Source organism: Chitinophaga dinghuensis (assembly GCF_003259435.1).
Lineage (GTDB): Bacteria > Bacteroidota > Bacteroidia > Chitinophagales > Chitinophagaceae > Chitinophaga > Chitinophaga dinghuensis.
Genome location: NZ_QLMA01000008.1, coordinates 305660 through 325602, shown reverse-complemented (window position 1 = coordinate 325602; position 19943 = coordinate 305660). Strand labels below are relative to the sequence as shown.

Annotated in this window: 15 protein-coding genes; 10 read left to right on the top strand and 5 right to left on the bottom strand. The window is 47.7% G+C overall.

Going from position 1 to position 19943, the window contains the following annotated elements; translation table 11 throughout:
- The first annotated feature begins 19 nt into the window (after positions 1-19).
- From CLV59_RS23095 to CLV59_RS23060, 8 genes are all read left to right on the top strand, one after another.
- Entirely contained in the window at positions 20-1579 is a 1560-nt protein-coding gene (locus tag CLV59_RS23095; protein WP_111594440.1) for a SusD/RagB family nutrient-binding outer membrane lipoprotein, read from the top strand.
- Positions 1580-1581: 2 nt separating this feature from the next.
- On the top strand, positions 1582-3843 hold the full coding sequence (locus CLV59_RS23090) for a glycoside hydrolase family 20 protein (protein WP_111594439.1): 2262 nt from the start codon (positions 1582-1584) through the stop codon (positions 3841-3843).
- A 12-nt stretch (positions 3844-3855) separates the two neighbouring features.
- Positions 3856-5157, top strand: coding sequence for a gluconate:H+ symporter (locus tag CLV59_RS23085; protein WP_111594438.1), 1302 nt, complete (start codon positions 3856-3858; stop codon positions 5155-5157).
- A gap of 40 nt (positions 5158-5197) precedes the next feature.
- Complete coding sequence (locus CLV59_RS23080) at positions 5198-5668, top strand: RidA family protein (protein WP_111594437.1); 471 nt, start codon at positions 5198-5200, stop codon at positions 5666-5668.
- 109 nt (positions 5669-5777) lie between these two features.
- Positions 5778-6815 carry a sugar kinase gene (locus CLV59_RS23075; protein WP_111594436.1) on the top strand — a complete coding sequence of 346 codons (1038 nt, stop codon included), beginning with the start codon at positions 5778-5780 and terminating at the stop codon, positions 6813-6815.
- Between the two features lie 15 nt (positions 6816-6830).
- Positions 6831-7901: a dipeptidase gene (locus CLV59_RS23070; protein WP_111594435.1), complete on the top strand. Its 1071-nt coding sequence runs from the start codon at positions 6831-6833 to the stop codon at positions 7899-7901.
- A gap of 92 nt (positions 7902-7993) precedes the next feature.
- The gene (locus CLV59_RS23065) at positions 7994-8560 is read left to right on the top strand and encodes a DUF4136 domain-containing protein (protein ID WP_111594434.1); all 567 of its coding nucleotides are present in this window, start codon (positions 7994-7996) and stop codon (positions 8558-8560) included.
- 232 nt (positions 8561-8792) lie between these two features.
- The gene (locus tag CLV59_RS23060) at positions 8793-9338 is read left to right on the top strand and encodes a PepSY-like domain-containing protein (protein ID WP_170137891.1); all 546 of its coding nucleotides are present in this window, start codon (positions 8793-8795) and stop codon (positions 9336-9338) included.
- Between the two features lie 85 nt (positions 9339-9423).
- Here the strand turns inward: CLV59_RS23060 and CLV59_RS23055 are convergent, their stop codons facing one another.
- Positions 9424-9876, bottom strand: coding sequence for a DoxX family protein (locus tag CLV59_RS23055; protein ID WP_111594432.1), 453 nt, complete (start codon positions 9874-9876; stop codon positions 9424-9426).
- A 113-nt stretch (positions 9877-9989) separates the two neighbouring features.
- Here CLV59_RS23055 and CLV59_RS23050 point away from each other — a divergent pair, with 113 nt between their 5' ends.
- Together CLV59_RS23050 and CLV59_RS23045 are read left to right on the top strand one after the other, a co-directional pair.
- A complete protein-coding gene (locus CLV59_RS23050; RefSeq protein WP_111594431.1) occupies positions 9990-10559 on the top strand; it encodes a hypothetical protein in 570 nt (189 codons plus the stop codon).
- 158 nt (positions 10560-10717) lie between these two features.
- Positions 10718-13885, top strand: a complete 3168-nt coding sequence (locus CLV59_RS23045; RefSeq protein WP_111594430.1) for a TonB-dependent receptor — start codon at positions 10718-10720, stop codon at positions 13883-13885.
- Between the two features lie 78 nt (positions 13886-13963).
- On the opposite strand, the gene CLV59_RS23040 is transcribed toward CLV59_RS23045, so the two are convergent.
- From CLV59_RS23040 to CLV59_RS23025, 4 genes are read right to left on the bottom strand one after another with little or no spacing between them, the layout of a single operon-like run.
- Positions 13964-15094 (bottom strand): VWA domain-containing protein, encoded by a 1131-nt coding sequence (locus CLV59_RS23040; protein WP_111594429.1) that lies wholly within the window; start codon positions 15092-15094, stop codon positions 13964-13966.
- Positions 15087-17342: a DUF5682 family protein gene (locus CLV59_RS23035; protein WP_111594428.1), complete on the bottom strand. Its 2256-nt coding sequence runs from the start codon at positions 17340-17342 to the stop codon at positions 15087-15089. The genes CLV59_RS23040 and CLV59_RS23035 overlap by 8 nt, the downstream gene beginning before the upstream one ends.
- Before the next feature lie 18 nt (positions 17343-17360).
- Complete coding sequence (locus CLV59_RS23030; RefSeq protein WP_111594427.1) at positions 17361-18443, bottom strand: ATP-binding protein; 1083 nt, start codon at positions 18441-18443, stop codon at positions 17361-17363.
- A gap of 11 nt (positions 18444-18454) precedes the next feature.
- On the bottom strand, positions 18455-19933 hold the full coding sequence (locus CLV59_RS23025; RefSeq protein WP_111594426.1) for a DUF5691 domain-containing protein: 1479 nt from the start codon (positions 19931-19933) through the stop codon (positions 18455-18457).
- Between the last annotated feature and the right edge of the window lie 10 nt (positions 19934-19943).

The following is a 19943-nucleotide window of genomic DNA, read 5'->3' as shown; positions in this document are numbered from 1 at the left end:
ATCTTAAAAAATTACTCGCATGCAACTTTTTGCCAAGTATAAATATATCTTCCTGTTGGGTGCTTCTATGGGCCTCGCTTCCTGCGATAAAGGATTTGAGAACCTGAATACTAACCCGAACGCATCCACGACACCCAATGTGAATTACCTCTTTTCCCAAAGCTTGCTGAAAGGAAACCTGGTATACGACAGGGCTTACTATTACACTTCTTACCTGCACTGTGGTACGTACGTGCAACACTTCAGTGTGGCCAAAGAAATCGGCGGCTCCGGATGTGGTGATAAATATGCGGTGAATGATCAATACCAGGGATTCTATTACCGCTACGTTTATCCGAACTCTATCCTCACCATACAGGAAATCATCAATGCCTGCAAGGACCCGAAAGTAGCGGCTAGTTCTGTGAATAAACTCGCAGCTGCACGCATCTGGAAAGTACTGCTGATGCAGCGTATTACAGACCTCTACGGAGACGTTCCTTATTCAGATGCCGCCAAAGCAAGAGAAGGCAACTTCCTGCCTAAATATGATGCTCAGGGAGATATTTACGCGGACCTGCTGAAAGAACTGGATGAAGCGATCAAATCTTTTGATCCTGCCCAACCTACTTTCGGCTCGGCGGATTACTTCTTCAATGGCGATATCAACAGATGGAAAAAATTCGGCTATTCCCTGATGCTCCGCGTAGCTATGCGCTGCACGAAAGTTACAGACGGTAAAGTAGTAGTGAAAGACTGGGTACAAAAAGCGGTAAACGGCGGTGTTATCCTGGCAGCTACTGATAATGCGGTGATTAACTATGCATCAGGCCCACAAACTTATAACCAGAACCCGGTAGCGCTGGAACTGATTGGTCAGGATTATACCACAGCTTCCAAAGGAGCGAACAATATCGAATGGAGTAAATTCAGCAAAACGTTTATTGATTTTCTGCAAACCAATCAGGACCCTCGCTTACCGGTTCTCTCTGTTGTATGGACCAGCGGCGTTCCTGATACCACTGCTGCCAACCAGAAAGGAATGGCTAATGGGACAGACAACAAGCCTGCTAACTTCGTTACTTTCTCTGAGCCTAATCCAAATACTATTTTGAAATTCGCGGCGCCTTTGTTAATATTAACAAACGCTGAAACCAATTTCCTGATGAGTGAAGCGGCTGCCCGCGGCTGGATCAGCGGCAACGCAGCACAATACTACAAGGACGGCGTAACTGCTGCCATGCGTAACCTGGCTTTGTTTGGCGCTGGTGGCATGATCCCTCAGAATAGCATCGATGCCTACCTCACTGCGCACCCTTTCAATGCAGGCGGTACTTTCGATCAGCAAATGCAACAAATTCACAGCCAATTCTGGGTGGCCATGCTGCTGGATGAACAGGAAGCATATGCCAACTGGCGTCGTACAGGATATCCTGCCCTCACGCCTGTAAATTATCCAAGCAATGCTACCAACGGTACTATTCCACGCCGTTTGCCATATTCTGCTGCTGAACAGCTGATTAATGCGGCAAACTACAAGGCTGCTGTTACCCGTCAGGGCGCAGATCTTTTAACAACCAGAATTTGGTGGGATAAATAAAGATGAAAAAACTACTGATAAGCTTTTTACTCGCTGGCATGGGATTCCATGCCAGCGCCCAAAGGAATCAGGCCGGTACGCCGGCCCTGATTCCTTTGCCTGTGCAAACTTCCTGGAGAGCCGACTCTTTCCAATTAGATGCCCATACCGCGCTCATCGCAGATGCAGCCTTGTCCGATCTGCTGAATACCAGCATCCGGGAAGAACTGGGATATACACTGCAGGCAACAGGTGAAAAACGTATAGTCTTTACCGTAGATACCTTATCCGGCCTCCCTCCGGAAGGCTACCGCCTCCACATCGATGCTACAGGCGTACAACTCACTGCGTACAGTACTGACGGTATTGTACACGGTATGGCTACGCTGCAACAGTTGTGGCATAAAGGAAAAGGTAACGTTCTGGTGTTGCCAGGCACGGATATTACAGACTATCCCCGCTTCGCATACAGAGGCATGCACCTGGATGTAGGACGACACTTCTTCTCGGTGGATTATATCAAAAAACTCATCGATCAGCTCGCACTGTATAAAATCAATAACTTCCACTGGCACCTGACAGACGATCAGGGCTGGCGCATAGAAATAAAAAAATATCCCAAACTTCAGTCCATTGCCGCCTGGAGAGATCAAACCATGATCGGCCATAAGAAAGAACTACCGCATCGGTTCGATGGCAAAAAATATGGCGGTTACTATACGCAGGAACAAGTGAAAGAAGTGGTGGCCTATGCGGCAGCGCGACATATCAACGTCATTCCTGAAATAGAAATGCCGGGTCACGCGCTGGCTGCTTTATCGGCCTACCCTGAACTGGGCTGTACAAAAGGCCCCTATAAAGCGGCGCAATTCTGGGGCGTGTTCGATGATGTATTCTGTGCAGGAAACGACAGCACTTTTACATTCCTCCAGGATGTACTGGATGAGGTGATAGCGCTCTTCCCATCTTCGTATATCCATTTGGGTGGTGACGAATGCCCTAAAGTACGTTGGAAGGAATGCCCTGCCTGTCAGCAACGCATGAAATCCCAACACCTGCAAAATGAAAACGAACTCCAAAGCTATTTCGTAAAACGTATCAGTCAATATATCCAATCCAAAGGCCGCAAAGTAATTGGCTGGGATGAAATCTTGGAAGGCGGCCTCGCTCCGGGAGCTACGGTAATGAGCTGGAGAGGCGTGGAGGGCGCTGTGGAAGCGGCTAAGCAACAACAATATGTGATCATGACGCCGGAAGATGAACTCTACTTTGATCACTATCAATCCCTCTATCCGGAAGAGCCGGTGGCCGCTGGCGGTTACACTCCTTTAAGCGAAGTGTATAATTACGATCCCTTACATGCTGCCGGAGATACTGCATTGTTACCTTACATCTCCGGCATACAAGGCCAAATGTGGAGCGAATACCTGCCCACTACAACGCAGGCAGATTATATGATATTTCCGCGTATGCTGGCTTTGGCAGAAAGGGCATGGTCCCCGCAAGGAACGCGCGATTACCCGCAGTTCTTACAAAGAGTACAACAACAACTGCCATTACTGCAAAAACACAATATTTCTCCCAGCAATGCCTGGAACGAAATTACTTACCGGCAGGAGCAACTGGAGCATGGGGCAATGAGCATTTCCCTGCACACAGCTGCTACCAATGCTGTAATTCGCTACACAACTGATGGTTCAGCGCCCGGACCCAACAGTAACGTATATACGGGATTAATCCGCATCTCCCGTAATACTACTGTCAGAGCTGCTTTATTCGAAGGACAAGTCAAACGGTACCGGGAATTTCAGCAGTCGTTCCTTGTGAACAAGGCTACGGGCGCCGCTATCAGCCTGAAAGAACCGCCTAATACAAAGTATAACGGCAACGCCACTACGTTAGTAAACGGTATCGCGGGCACTCATCGTTTTAACGACGGACAGTGGCTGGGCTTCAGCAAACGAGACCTGGATGCAGTGATTGACCTCGGCGCCGCTCAGCCGTTGAAACTGGTGGCCACCAATATCCTGAACTATCACTGGCAGCGCATGTGGGCGCCCGCTATGCTGGAGTTCCAATACTCATTGGATGGGGTTCATTTCCTGCCATTGGCGAAAACAAAAATATTTATCATCAATGGTATCAATCCAGTACGGATGCAGGTGAAGCCTGTGAAAGCCCGATACGTAAGGATTATAGCGAAGAATGCCGGTGTGATTCCTGCAAAGGAATATGGCGCTGGCGGTAACAGCATGATGCTGTTAGACGAAATTATTATTAACTGAGTTGCATAGCCTATGTCGTTCCTGATTGTTGCCGGCTGTTTGTTGGTATTGATTTTACTGGTCACCTGGGGGAAAATGAATGCGTTTATCGCTTTTCTCCTGGTATCTATATTGGCAGGTATTTCGTTGGGAATACCGGCAGATAAAATACCCGGAAGTTTACAAAAGGGGATAGGAGATACTATTGGCGGCCTCCTGAGCATCATCATGCTGGGCGCTATGTTAGGCAAGCTGGTGGCCGAAAGCGGAGCTGCAAGGCAGATAGCCAACTCCCTCATGAAATTATTCGGTACCCGTTATATACAATGGGCCTTGCTGGTGGCTGGTTTTATCATTGGTATTCCCTTGTATTACGGCGTAGGCTTCGTGCTAATGGTGCCGCTGATTTTCTCGGTGGTATACCAGTATAAATTGCCGGCGGTATATATAGGATTGCCAACATTAGCGGCGCTTTCCATTACGCATGGATTCCTGCCGCCGCATCCTTCGCCGGCTGCACTGGTGAACCAGTTTGGTGCAGATATGGGACTCACCCTACTGTATGGTATCTTGGTAGCTATTCCTGCGCTAATACTGGCAGGGCCTGTGTTTTCCCGGTTCCTGCGGAAAATGCCATCTGCTCCCAATGCATTGTATCAACAGGAGGAAGTTAGGGAGACACGATTACCCGGACGCTTCAACAGCTTCTTCACCGCGTTGTTGCCAGTATTATTATTGATCGTTACCACTTTACTGAATCATTTAGCCGGTAAGAACGCCTGGCTGTCCTTCGCTGGCGATGCGCCCATCGTTATGCTATTCTGTATAGTGGTGGCCACGTATACACTGGGCATTTCCCAGGGCCGCACCATGAAGGAAATCACCCGCTTTTATAGCGAAGCCGTCAACGATGTGGCCATGATTGTATTGATTATTGCAGGGTCCGGCGCATTGAAACAGGTATTATCTGATAGTGGCGTAAGTGGCCAGATAGCCGCGGCAATGCAACACTGGCATATTCCAGTGTTAGTACTTGGCTGGCTAACGGCAGCGATTATACGCGCTTGTATAGGATCGGCAACCATAGCGGGACTCACAGCAGCAAGCATGATAGGACCACTGATGGTACAGGCACATGCAAATCCTAATCTGATGGTACTGTCCGTCGGTGCAGGAAGCCTCATGTTCTCCCATGTGAACGATGCCGGATTCTGGATGTTTAAAGAATATTTCAACATGAGTATTAAAAACACCTTGCTCTCCTGGTCAGTCATGGAGACGATTGTAGGTGTGGCCGGATTATTGGGAATACTGTTGCTAAACGCATTTATCTAACTGAATTAACTAAAACAACATAAAAGCAAAAAGAGAAATTATGGAAAACAATCATGCAGAAGAGCGGTTCGCAGCACTGGGATTGAGTTTGCCTCCGGCGCCAGCGCCACTGGGCGTTTATAAGCCTTGCCTGGTGGATGGAAAATACCTCTATCTCTCCGGCCATGGTCCTGTTCAGGATGATAAATCCCTGATCATCGGTCGTATTGGTGCGGCCCTGGATATGGAACAAGGGAAGCTGGCAGCGCGGCAAGTAGGCTTAACCATGTTGTCTACCATTAAAACGCATATTGGTAGTCTCGATAAAGTGAAACGTGTGATCAAAGTGCTGGGCATGGTGAACTGTACACCGGATTTCGAACGTCATCCATATATCATCAATGGTTGCAGCGAACTGTTTGCCGCCGTTTGGGGCGAAGAGAATGGTATCGGTGTAAGAAGTGCTGTAGGATTCGGTTCCCTGCCGGATAATATCCCGGTGGAAATTGAAGCGCTGTTTGAATTATACTAGCTGTTTGATGATTTGTTTGCCTTGATATGCTGCCTGGAAACTATCTTTATGGTGCGTTTCCTCACGGGAAGGCGTATATCAGGGTAAACAGATCTCAAAATATAATACGATGCAACTGCTGGATGGTGACAAAGCCCCTAGGGTAACAGGTTTCGGGGAGTTTTTACTACGCTTGCACAGTGGTAGTAACACGCGGTTTCAACAGACAACTAACTTTATTCCCTACTATGCCGGCGCAGAAGCGAACGTCTGTGTACTATTGGCCAAACTGGGAATGCAGGCGGATTACGTCAGCAGGATTCCGAAAAATGAATTGGCGCAAACAGGTATACAACAGTTACGTGCACACGGCGTTAATACGGAATATATGAGCTGGGGAGGAGAGCGACTGGGCCTCTATTTCACGGAAGCCGGCAATCAGATCAGGCCAACGGCCGTTATTTACGACCGGGAACAATCAGGCTTTGCTACGGCTACAACAGCGGACTTCAACTGGCAGCAGATCCTGCAACACAGTAACTGCTTTCATTGGTCTGGCGTAGCCGCTGCGGTGTCCGAAAGTGCGACTGCCGTTTGCCGCCAAGCCCTGGAAGCCGCTGATGACAAAGGACTGCTCGTCTCCTCAGATTTTAATTATCGCTCCCGACTATGGCAATATGGTCAACATCCTGCGGAAGTAATGCCCGATTTACTTCGTTTCAGCCATTTCTCTGTGGCCGACCTGGATGCTGCGAATATCTATTATGGTATTAAGACAGACACAGATGCCTCGTTTGAAACACAGTTCCAGCAATGCTTTGAAGCCTTGAAGGTACATATGCCCCGGCTGGAAGCACTGGGAATGACCTTCCGGCATCAACACCAACATCAGTTGTATTATACAGGCGCACTCGCCTGGAAACAGACATTTTATTTCTCCCGTAGCTATCCGCTGCAACAGATTACAGACCAGATAGGTACGGGAGATGCTTTTACAGCAGGACTACTTTTCGGCCTGTTGCAACAGTTGCCTCCACAACAAGTAGTGGATTTTGCCACGGCTTGTGGTGTGATCAAACAGAGTATTCCCGGCGATTGGGCACTGGTTAGTCGGGATGAAGTAGAAACGCTGATCAAGCAAGGACCTTCCGGAAGAATTTCACGTTAATAACTTTTCATAACTATGTTTACGATAGACGCTCACCTCGACCTCAGTATGAATGCGCTGGAATGGAACCGCGACCTGCAACAGCCGGTAACCGCCATCCGTAAAAGAGAAGAGGGACTGAACGATAAACCAGACAGGGCAAAAGGCGTAGTGGCATTGCCTGAATTGCGTAAAGGAAATATAGGACTGGTAGTAGCCACCCAGATCGGTCGGTTTGTAGCGCCGGAGAATCCGCTTCCAGGCTGGCATTCGCCACATCAGGCATGGGCGCAGACACAAGGTCAGCTGGCCTGGTACAAAGCCATGGAAACAGCAGGAGAGATGACGATGATCAAAGACCTGGCAGGACTGGAAGCACATCTGCAACTTTGGAATGATGGTACCCCCAACGATACTAAACCCATCGGCTATATTTTAAGTCTCGAAGGCGCCGATTCCATCATCGATTTATCGTACCTGGAAAAGGCATGGGAAAATGGCTTGAGAGCGTTGGGACCTGCCCACTACGGCCCCGGCAGATATGCCAATGGTACGGATGCTACCGGCCATTTAAATGATATGGGGAGACAACTGATACGCCGTATGGAAGAACTCAACATCATCCTGGATGCCACACACCTTTGTGATGATGCCTTCTGGGATGCCATGGAAATCTTCAACGGACCGGTATGGGCCAGTCATAATAATTGTCGCGCCCTGGTGGATCATAACCGTCAGTTCAGCGATGACATGATCCGTACGCTCATTCAGAAAGATGCCGTTATCGGCGCTGCACTGGATGCCTGGATGATGGTACCCAACTGGGTGCGTGGCGTGTCCACGCCGCAGTCGATGGACTGTAATCTGGCTAAAATGATTGATCACATCGATCATATCTGTCAGCTGGCAGGCAATAGTTTACATGTTGGTATTGGAACAGATCTGGATGGCGCATTTGGCAAAGAACAGTGCCCTTATGACCTGGAAACGATCGCGGACTTGCAGCAACTCCCAGCGATGTTTGCCGCCCGCGGTTACTCCGCTACAGATATTGAGAATATCATGCATGGCAACTGGCTACGTTTGCTCCGCAAAGCATGGAAATAGCGTGTAGGCGACGTTTGTGAATTTAACTAACCTTTTCAGGAGTTTTGTTGTTATAACAACATCATTGTATGTTCCTTCAAAAACTTTACGAAATGAAAAGGCTACTCATTTTTGCAATCCCACTGCTGACACTCGCTGCATGCGGCCCGACCCTGAAAGTGACACATGATGTGAATAGTCAGGCGAATTTTTCCCAGTATAGCACCTTTGCGGTCTATCATCCGGAGGTGCGGGGTAATGCCAGGGCTACGGTCAGTGAGCTGAACCGGAACCGTATTGATAATGGTATTGTTGCGGCCATGATGGCAAAAGGATATGTACAGGCAGATACCTCAACTGCCGACCTCCTGGTCAACCCTGTTGCAGTAGTGAAACAGGAGAAGAACGTTACCGCATATACTAATTATTACAACTACGGAGGGTTCTACCGTCCGTATTATTGGGGTGGCGGAATGGGCATGGGTAGCGCAAATACTACCTTTAACGTAGAAAAGTATATCGATGGTTCCCTCATTATTGACGTGGTAGACAGTCGGAAACGGGAACTGCTCTGGCAGGGCGTTGGCAACAGCCAGATCGATGGACCAGTGAAAGATCCGGATACAAAGATCTCACAGGCGGTAGCGAAAATTATGGAAAGCTTCCCCAGAAAAATGTAAGTAATCAGACTAGTGAACAGTATACAAACCTGCACCTCCAAAGTGCAGGTTTTTTTATTAACGAAAGTTTATCACTCCCGCTCCCAACGGAAGAAACCTTCTATGGCAACAATTGTTATGATTAAATGTAAACGCCTGCCCAACCTCGCCCGTTAAGGTAGGCACCTAAAATAGAAGCCAGTTAAGTTTCTGTTTTATAAGGATATATTCATTAACCCTAAATATGATTCATATGAACTTGCTGAAAAAAGGTTTGCTACTATTGATGATTAGCAGTGGTATGGCTGTTGCCACATATGCACAGGACGATAATGATGTGGTACTCAAAGCAGAACGTATCAAGAGAGAACAACTTCCGCCAGAGGTGTTAGACGCCTTCCAGAAAAGGTTTCCAACCGCCAACCTCCGCGATATCATGAAGATACCAACTGAACTATATCGGAAAGATTTCCTCATAGACGAGACAAATCCAATCGGTAATGATGATTATTACACATTAACCATGACCGGTACTAAAATGGATGTGGAAGCCGTATATGATAAAAACGGCAATCTCATCCGTGCAAATGAAATTGCCAGAGATGTAGAACTGCCAACTACTATCTCTACCTATATCATTACCAATTATCCGGGATTTGAAATTAAAAAAGACAGAGTAAAAAGAGTAATAGAACCTACCAGAACGGAAGCGTTCTGGGAAGTAACTATTGCCCAGTCCCGTGGTGTGGAAAAACGACTCCTGTTTAACAAGGACGGAAATTTTATTAAATCCAGATAAAAATAATCAGGCCGGTACATTTACTAACTACTACGGTTATACGTAAATGTATCGGCCTGAAAAATAACTATCTGTAACCCCGTTTTTAATGAGCTACCGCACTGAAGTAAACCCAGAGAATAAAGAGTATTTGCAGTGGTACTCTGAACCAGAGATAGCGCAGACCATTACCCCCAGTGGTTCCTTTCTGGTAATCGATTGATTGCATCGCAGCATATATATTCGCAGGCAATACCGCCACAAAGAAAATAATCAGACAAATACCAGCAAGATATCTTAATGAAGGAATTAATAAACCAATTCCTCCCAGAACTTCCAGTACTCCCGTGAATGCAACCAGGAACTTTTTGTAAGGAATGGATGGAGGCATCATCATCTCCATACCTTTTGAAAAAGCAAAATGTGCGCTGGCAGTAAAGAATAACATAATGGCCATGGAGATACGGCCGGCAAAAGCCCATTCATACTGGTGATGGAGCAATAATAACACCACCATCGCCAACACAAAACTAACAATCAGTACAATCAACGGTTTCATATAGAAGGGTTTTATAGCCACGCAAAGATAACTGATTTGCACTAGCAGTAACTTATCGTAACTTATAAACAAGCCATTCAATTGACAGTCAGAACCATTAACAAACCCCAACTATGCCATTCTCCAGATTGGAACGGACCATCCATGGTCTGCAACAACTGGCATCCAGGAAAAAAGGAGTCAATTTCCTGGAAGTAAGGCCAGACAACGTTATTATAAAACCTCCCTGCGATTCCAGATCTTTCGTACTGGCGTCCTGGTTAGTACTGTGCTTGATCCCCTTGTCTTACCTGATCTATACCGCGAAATATGGCGTGGATAGCTGGGCTGCGCCCATACTATTACTGCTGATTTGTCTTTTCATCTGCCGCGACCTGCTGTTGTTGACGGAAGGACAACAATATGTAACCATCAATTTCGCTGCGCGACAATTCGAATTCCACCGAGTGCATACCTTCGCCGGTGGAAGACCCCGCTACTCCACCATTGATTTTAATAAAGTACAGGAAGTCATCCTGACTTCGAATGCTATTACAGGTAATATAAGTGTACAGCGGATTGTGCTGCTGGGAGAAACGGGAGAAAAACTGGCCTTCTTTGATTTGAGAAAAGATCAGTTTAGTTCCTACACCGCAGGTAAACTTCGTTTACTCTTTTCCGTTATCATATATACATATCATTGAGAGGATTACTGCAAAAAAAATCTGAAAACAGATACAACCAACTATCCTTTTTTCTACTTTTAGTACAATATGAATTTTACGTTATGATTGGCCGGTGAACATGCTTTTCTTTTCTAGCTGATTTATTTTCGCCCTCTCGAAAACAAACCGTAACCTATATGAAAACCGCGTGTAGCCTATTACTATCCGTGTTGCTATGCTGTTTCGTATCCATTGATGGATATGCTCAAACGACGCAAGCTGCCATCACGGGAACCGTATCTGATAATGCCAAACAATTAATCCCCGGTGCATCGGTATTAGTCCGGAATGAATCCACCGGTTTTACCACCCGTACAGTGACGAATGCCAAAGGAGAATTTAACCTGAAAGAGTTACCACTGGGTGGCCCTTACACCATCACTGTTTCATCCGTTGGATATGGCGCTGAAAAACTAACCGGCTACTCGCTCAACCAGGGAGACCTGGTGCGGGTAAACGTAGTATTACAGTCGTCATCAGTGAACATGAATGAAGTAAAAGTAACTGCTTCCGGACTGAAGAATAAAACTGAAAACTTCGGTGCTGCCACTACCGTAACGAGTCGCGATATAGCGCGACTCCCCGTAAACGGTCGTAACTTTTCTTCTCTGATAGATTTATCTCCATTGAGTAATGGATCTAATCTCGCTGGTCAGCTGGGATCTTCTACTAACATCACGATTGATGGTACTTCCGCTAAGAATCCTACTTCCAGTAGTGGTACCAATGCAAGGATTGGCGGACCTTACGCGCTTTCTATGGAAGCGATCCGCGAATTCAAAGTGGTGACCAATCAGTACGACGTGACTTACGGTCGTAGTGGCGGCGGTACTATCAGCGCCGTTACGAAAGCGGGTACCAATACTTTTGGCGGTAGCGTATTTACGTATATGCGTAACGACTGGCTATCCAGTCAGTATGATATACGCGGCGTAAGACGTGTAAACGATTTCTCTACGTATCAGTATGGCGCTACTTTATCCGGCCCTATCATCAAAGATAAACTGCATTTCTTCTTAGCCTGGGATCATCAGGCAGATGCCCGTCCTTTACAGTTGGCGGATATCAAGAATGATGCAGATGTAAAACGCCTAAACGTTACACAGTCAACGTTAAATTCATTCCTGGATATTGCACGCGCAAAATATGGCGTGAGCAATGAACCACAATTTGGTTCCTTCAATAAGAAAAGAGCTACAGATGCAGCTTTTGCACGTATCGACTGGCAGATCAATGAAAAGAACCTGCTGACGATCCGCGATAACTATATCAACGATCGCGCTCCGCTTGGCCGCGACGACAATACTTCCATCAATATGTACGAAGTATATGCAGATGCCCACGCCTTGAACAACAGTCTCCTGGCTACTCTGCGTACGGTTGTCTCTCCGAAATTTACCAATGAACTTAAATTCCAGCATCTGTATACCTTCGAGAAAAGCTCGCCAGGATCACAGTTGCCTGCTGCAAATATTCCCCGCGCTATCGTGGAAAGGGTGGAGTCCAAAGTGGATAACAATTCCCTGTATACGAATATTCAGCTCGGCGGGCAACGTTATTCTCCGGAACATTTCTACAACAATGTTTTCCAACTGGTAGATAACGTGTACTACAGTACGAATAAAGCCAACTTTACTTTCGGTACAGATATCATGTACAGCCATATGAATTCCCTCTATGGCAGTGAAATGAATGGTCGGTTTTATTTCACAGGTATGGATAATTTCAATAACCTGACTCCATATCGTTATGCCCGCGAAGTAGCGCTGGCGGATGATCCCAGCGTTAACCAGAATATTGTCAGCGCAGCTGTCTATGCACAGATGCAAACCAAACTGGCCAAAGGCTTTGAAATGATTGCCGGTCTGCGCGCCGATTATACCACCTATCTGAATAAACCTAATTTCAACCAGACAGTATACGATGAGCTGGGACTACGCACAGATCGTGGGTTAAATACTTTCCAACTGCAACCGCGCTTGCAGTTTAACTGGGATATCCAGGAGAGACACAGAGACTATCTGCGCTTCGGTGCTGCGATCTTTGGATCAGATATCAACAACTATGCAATGATCAACAATATGTTGTTTGATGGTACGAAAGTGTTGACTGTTGATGTGCAAGGCGCTGCCGTTCCAACGCCGGATTTTCCGGGATACAGAGCAAATCCTGCTACTGCGCCTGGCAAAGAGATGTTTGAAAAATATGGGCTGCCTAAACTAGGGACCATCAATATGAACGGTAAAGATGCCAGGATTCCTGTAGTGTATAAAGCGAATATTTCCTATAATCACTTCTTCACAGAAAGACTGAAAGCAGGTCTGACCTTATTCACCACTATTGCCCGTTATAACTATATGTATGTAGATCGGAACATGGTGGATCAACCGTTCTTCACGCTGCCTAATGAGGCTAACAGAGGCGTATTTGTACCGATTAATACCATTAATGAAAAGAACGGCGCTACCGACTGGATGCAGGGCCGTAAATCGGACAAAGTGAGCCGCGTACTGGAACTGAACAGTGAAGGTAAAGTCAACCAGTTTGCAGTGGTGGCAGACGCGACTTATCGTTACTTCAGAGATGGAGAAGTGTCTTTCAGCTATACCTGGAATGATGCGAAAGATAATGCCTCTTACAATGGAGACGTCGCCAATACAGCCACTTTATCGCTGATGGTAAAAGATGATCCGCGGGATTTGAGCAAGATGACTTACAGCGATAACCAATTCCGTCATAAAGTGGTGTTCTATGGTACTGCGCCTAGCTTTGCAGGATTTAATATCGGAGTGAGATATTCCGGTATAGGCGGTACACGTTATTCCCTTGCGGTAAGTGGTAATGTGAACGGCGACTTTGTAAACTCTAACGATCTCGCCTATATTTTTGATGTGAAGAATACAAATGTGCCTGATAAGATTCGTCAGGGTATTCAGTCAATCCTCGATAATCCGGCGGTGGATTCCCGTTATAAGGATTATATCCGTAAAAGCATGGGTACTGTGGCGGAGAGAAACGGTGGTGTAAATGGTTTCTATGGCTTCTGGGATGTGCGTCTTACGAAGAAAATCAACTTCACCCAGAAACAACGGCTGGAATTATCCTGCGATTTGTTCAACGTAGCTAACCTCTTTAAGAAAGACTGGGGAACCAGCAAGAACCTGGGCAAACAAAATATTTACTCGCTAGGAGGCTTTGATAAAGCCACTACTTCCTACCTGTACAATGTGAATGTAAACAGCGGGATTGTGACGCCGGGCGGTAACCCTTGGCAGATCCAGCTGGGAGCAAGATATGAATTCTAGTTTATGGTCTAAATTGGTATAATAAAAGCGAAAAAAGGCTGTCTCTACTTGTAGAGACGGCCTTTTTATTTTTCATTTTTATTCAGCAATATTGGCAGAAGCCCAGAGTTGTATATCCTGTTTACTGAGGGCAGCGGCCATCAGATCAGGGAATTTATCGGGAGTACATGCAAATACAGGTACGCCCAGATCTGCCAGAAACTGGGCATTTTCATGATCGTACGAAGGCTTTCCGTCATCATTAAGCGCCAGTAATACGATGAGTTGTACGCCTGCAGCTACCAGTTCTGCCGCCCGTTTGCGCAGGTTGGCATCGCTGCCGCCTTCATATAGATCAGTGACCAGTACCATCACCGTATCCGCAGGGCGACTGATAATTTGTTGACAGTAAGACAAGGCTAATTGAATGTCTGTACCACCGCCGAGCTGCACGCCAAACAACAGATCTACCGGGTCCTGCAATTGTTCTGTAAGATCGGCAACAGCAGTATCAAAAACTACCATCTTCGTTTGCAGCGCAGGCATGGAAGCCATGACAGCGCCGAAGATTCCGGAGTAAACAACGGAGGTCCCCATGGAACCGCTTTGATCCAGGCATAACACTACATCTTTCAGGGCACTACGTTTACGGCCATATCCAATGCGGGTTTCTGGAATAATGGTTTTATAGTCCGCCTGATAATGTTTCAGGTTCCTGCGAATGGTCAGTGGCCAGTTGATTTCATTATGGCGGGGACGCAGATTCCGTGCGCTTCTGTTCAATGCGCCGGTAACCGCCTGCTGCATGGGCTGCGAGAGCTTACGCATCAATTCGTCCACGACTTTTTGTACCACCATTCTGGCAGTAGCTTTGGTCTTTTCGGGTATCACTCTTCCCAACGACATGAGCGTTGCTACCAGGTGCACATCTGCTTCCGCATTTTCCAGCATTTCCTTCTCCATGAGTAGCTGGGTGAGGTTTAACCTTTTGAGGGCATCCTGCTGCATCACTTTCACTACAGAAGAAGGGAAAAAGGTACGGATATCTCCCAGCCAGCGGTTCACGTTGGGAGAGGAAGCTCCCAGTCCTCCCTGACGGTTGCTGTCATACAGTGCTTCCAGTGTCTGATCGATGCGCAGGTCTTGGTCTGACAGCTTGCTGCCGGTACCGTCGTGCTGATCGCCGCCCAGAATCAGGCGCCATCTCCTCAGTTCCTTTTCGTTACTCATGGATTACTTGATTTTTTGTTTGACCATAGCCCAGCAATTGCAGTATAACGGGAACGCCTAGTTGTCCGCGATTATCTTCTGTGTTGGTAAGGACTTTACTACTGGAGGAGGTATTATCTCCTTTTTTGATTTTCTCGCCAATCTGGCGGCGTTCAGGACTGGAGAAGGCTGCAAAGGTGCGTCGGAGTAACGGTAGCAGCTGTATGAAGATGTCGTCTCCCAAATCATTGACCCAGTTTTGCAACAGGTGTAATAAGGTATCATCTACCAGCAGGAGAGAACCGCTGCCTCTGAGGAATCCTTCCAGCCATGCGGCGGCATCAGCAGGATTATTCCCAACGGACATGGCTACACTGAAAGTCCTGACCAGTTCTTCATTGCTCAATAATCGTGCATCGCTGAGGAGTCGCGTAGCATAACCGGCCAGGGATCTGGCGGCATGCGGGTTTCTACTGATCAGCTGCAGCGCATGTTGCCAGGCATTGGTAATATCATTGTTCTGGAGTGTCTGGATGGCATCGTTCAGGCTATACAGCTGGTCCAGCATGGCGGTGGCAGCATCTTCTGCCACGCCTGTGCAGGCCGGTGGAAGTTGAATACAAATTCTGGCGATCATGCTTTCCAGGATAGCCAGTACCAGGCCCGCATCAGTTTTGCGTACGTTGCCATAACGGGTAATGGCTACCAGTGGAGGCAATACTTCAATCAGCTGTAAAACGTCACTGCTGGCGGCGGCCATGTTATTGACGCGGTTAATCAGCATGTCTGTTGCTTCAGGCAATTCCGCCGGGATACAATCTTCCAGCAGGCGACATACTTCCCGGATGGTGGTACTACGTGTAGCCATTTCCGTTACATAGCTGGAAGCGGCGGCATCTACGGTATTACCCCAGCAGCTTTTATCGATAATATCTACTGTGAGTTCGGGGGCCCACTGTAATCGCCATTGTTCGCGGAAAGTGCCTTTACCGTCGGCGCGGTGTTGTTCGCCCCAGTTGATGTCCAGCAGGTGGAGGCGATGAAGGAAAATACTGCGTTGCAAATCGTTGGGTTGACGAAGATCCAGGGAGTAGTCCTTGAAGTCGGCCGTAACCTGTAGCCGCAGTTTTTTCTGTTGTTTTTCAATATCTGCCTGTAATGGCGCTTTGGGAACATCTTCTGGTACGCTGCCAATGCGATTGCTGACAATCAGTTCTTTTTCGATCAGCTGCATGGGAAGGTGGTCGCCATTGCAAAGTATAGCGATGGTAGCTTCATTGAGCTCTTCCAATGCTGGCGCCGGTAGTTGGCGCATGGCGGCCAGTGCATTGCTGAGTCGCACGGCTTCCAGTACATGTGCCGTGGAGATATCCATTTGTTTGTCGCGGAATAGTCGCGCTACATTGGTGAGCCAGCGGGTGCCATCATCTGCGGGATGTTCCCATTTATGCTGATACCATCCTGGCGATTTGATGCCGGCGCGGTATCCGCTTTGAAAGCTGAGCCGATGGAATGTCCAGGGTGTCCAGCTGCAGGCCACTTTCACTTTTGGAAGGCCTTTCAGCAGTTCGTTATCTGTTTTTGCTGGCGGCATGGTTTGTAGTGCCGGGGCATGCCATGCGCCGCAGATGACAGCTATTTCACTATACATTTCCTTTTCTGCCTGGCGGATCATCTTCCGCATCCAGGCTTCGCGGAGTTCATTGCGGGGATCTGTATGGGCGGCAAGTTCTTCGCGCAGCGTTTGCATGGCTTCCATGACTGCATCAAATACCTGTTCATTTTGCTGGCGGTATTCGAACATATGATCCCACCAGGTTTCTCCGTCCGTATAGCCGTCTGCGGTAGCCAGCAACGCGATAGGGTCGAAGGTAGCTTGTTCCGTATCAGGAACGGCGGCTTCATTATTTAAGGTTGGATCTGTAGCGGCGGGTGCTTCTTTTTCACGATCCAGCGCGAATACATGTGTCAATGGCAGATCCATGAAACGCACGGGTATCCGATGTTGGCGGGCATAGGAGATCGCCTGCCATTCGGGAGAATATTCCGCAAATGGATAGAAGGCGCTATGATGGGGCGCATCCGGCTCATAGGCAAGGATGGCGATGGGTGGTTGCAAATGTTCATTGCCTACCCATTCCAGCAGCGTATCTGCTTCCGGCGGGCCTTCTACCAGTATGATGTCGGGTTTCAACTCTTCCAGGCGGGCTCGCACATTGCGTGCGGAGCCCGGGCCATGGTGTCTGATACCCATGATATGTGTAGCCATTAGGCGATCAGTTTAGGGTTATACGCCGAGGTCGCGGCATGCACGGTAAATATCTTTCCATTCTTCTCTTGGCTTCACTACTGTTTCCAGGTATTCCTGCCATACCAATTTATCCTGCACAGGATCTTTAATCACTGCGCCGATAATACCTGCTGCCAGGTCAGCAGCTTTCAGTTGTCCATCGCCAAAATAGGCTGCCAGGGCGAGTCCGTTATTGACAACAGAAATGGCTTCTGCGGTGCTGAGGGTACCGGTAGGGGATTTTACTTTTGTTTTTCCATCAGTAGTGATACCGCTGCGGAGTTCTCTGAAAATAGTAACGATGCGGCGTATTTCCTGTAAAGCTGGTTTTTCTGCAGGCAGTTCCATTACTTTTTCAAAGCTTTCTACTCTTCTTCTCACGATATCAATTTCTTCTTCTTCCGATGTTGGTACCGGCAGGATAACGGTATTGAACCTACGTTTTAAAGCGCTGGAAAGATCATTTACCCCTTTGTCGCGGTTGTTGGCAGTGGCGATGATATTAAAGCCCCTGGTGGCTTGTACGGCGGTATTCAGTTCCGGTATTGGCAAAGATTTTTCGGAGAGGATGGTGATGAGGGTATCTTGTACATCGGCGCCGATTCTTGTCAGCTCTTCGATGCGGGCAATCTTACCATCTTTCATGGCGCGCATCACAGGGGTTTCAACAATAGCATTAGGGCTGGGGCCTTCTGCCAGCAGGCGTGCATAGTTCCATCCGTAGCGGATACTTTCATCACTGGTGCCGGCAGTACCTTGAACAATCATGGTGGAATCTCCGCTGATAGCTGCTGCCAGGTGTTCGCTTACCCAGCTTTTTGCAGTACCAGGAAGACCGTATAAAAGCAGCGCTCTGTCTGTAGCAAGCGTGGCCACAGCTATTTCCATCAGTCGGCGACTGCCAATGTATTTTGGGCTAACTTCAAAACCATTTTTCAAGGTACCGCCTACCAGGTAGGTCACAACTGATTGTGGAGACATTACCCAGTTATGCGGGAGTTTGTCATTATCTTGTTTTTTCAGTTCTTCCAGTTCTGTGGCGAAAAGGATTTCAGCATGCTGACGGAGAATATTAGACATATAAATAAGTTTTATTGTGGCGTTGATGAATGAAAATGTTGAAGCATGATTGCTTTGCAGCGTATTAGTTCAAAGAGTTTATCTCTGAGATTTTTCCAGGCCTGTTGATTGTATAGTATATCTCCGAAGTAGGATTTCTCGTCGGACTCCAGGATGGCTATTGGCAGCAGGTGCGCCAGTTCCAGGAAGAAGTTCATGTTATAGCTGTACGGATGCATGGCTACAAAGCGAAATACCTGTTGGGTGAAAGTAATGCCCCATTCCTCTTTAGCGGCGCCCATCCGAAGTATGACGCCACTGCCTTCTTTTTCTACAAACCGAAGTGCATAGGCTTCCAGTACTTTAGGTGGTGCATGATGGAATACATCAGGATAGAAGGTATGCGTATTTTCCAATATAGCTATGATCCATGCTTCTTCTTCAAATCGAATGGCGGCGGTGAGCAGCGATTCTTCAAACCCGGCGGCAGTGAGCCATTGCAGGCAGGTCGACATATCTTGCTCCAGGTATGTAGTAAAAAACGAACATGGAACATGTGCCACCAGTTGTTGCAGCTGGTAGGTTTCATCTGTCATGTTAATGGCAGAAGGAGGGAGTTTATCTATACCAGACTGATATACTTCTGCTGGCAGTGGTAGAGCGAGATCGCTGGTGATGAGCTGTCCATCTACCGCCTGGATGGCTGTTTTGATCAGCTGCCAGTAGGTTTGTACGATATTGCTTAGCGGAAGTCGGCGCAGCAGTTTCCATGCCTTCTCTTTTACTTTCAAGCTTTTTTCTGTGGTAGCTTCCTGTAGCCAGGCAATATCTGCTGCTGATAATCCGGTACGGAGGCAGTCCATCAGTTCCGCTTTGGTAGCGGCGTTTTCCTGTTTCCAGATATCCATCAGCATTTGAAGGCCTTCTTCGGGGTTGGTGACTCTCACTTTGGTGAGCGCTTCGCTGCGTTGTGATAAGGTGCCGGTGGTCCAGGCATCTTCCTCGATAGTAGTCGTTTCTGTGGCGAGCATGGCTTGCCAGTCGGGGTTCAATTGTGAGAGCCATTGTCCTCTGTTGCCATAGCAGGCCATCAGCGGTTCCCGGAGTTTCCTGTTGCCTTTGGCTTCTTCCAGGAGTAGTGGTAATAATCGTGCTGGAACGATGCATCCGGCGTTGGCGCAATGTTCCATCCAGAGGCGGGTGAGGGCGATGGAGCCGAGGGTAAGTACTTGCGTGAGACTACCTACTGCATCAGGATGGCAGTAAGGTTTGGATTCGGGGAGACACGCAGTAATCGTAGCTTCCGGCAGTACTAACGGCATCATTCCGGCCTGTCGGAAATTCATGAGTAAGGCGCCTGATTTCAACAGTACCTCTTCGCGGTCATTTTCTGTATCCTGTCGGATATGCAGAAGGGCATCGTAGAGGGCATCGGAGGCCTGTAGTTCAGGCAATGCCTGTCTTCCAGTGCCCAGCAGGGCCGTATTAATAAGTAGTTGCCAGCTTTCCATCAGGTATAAA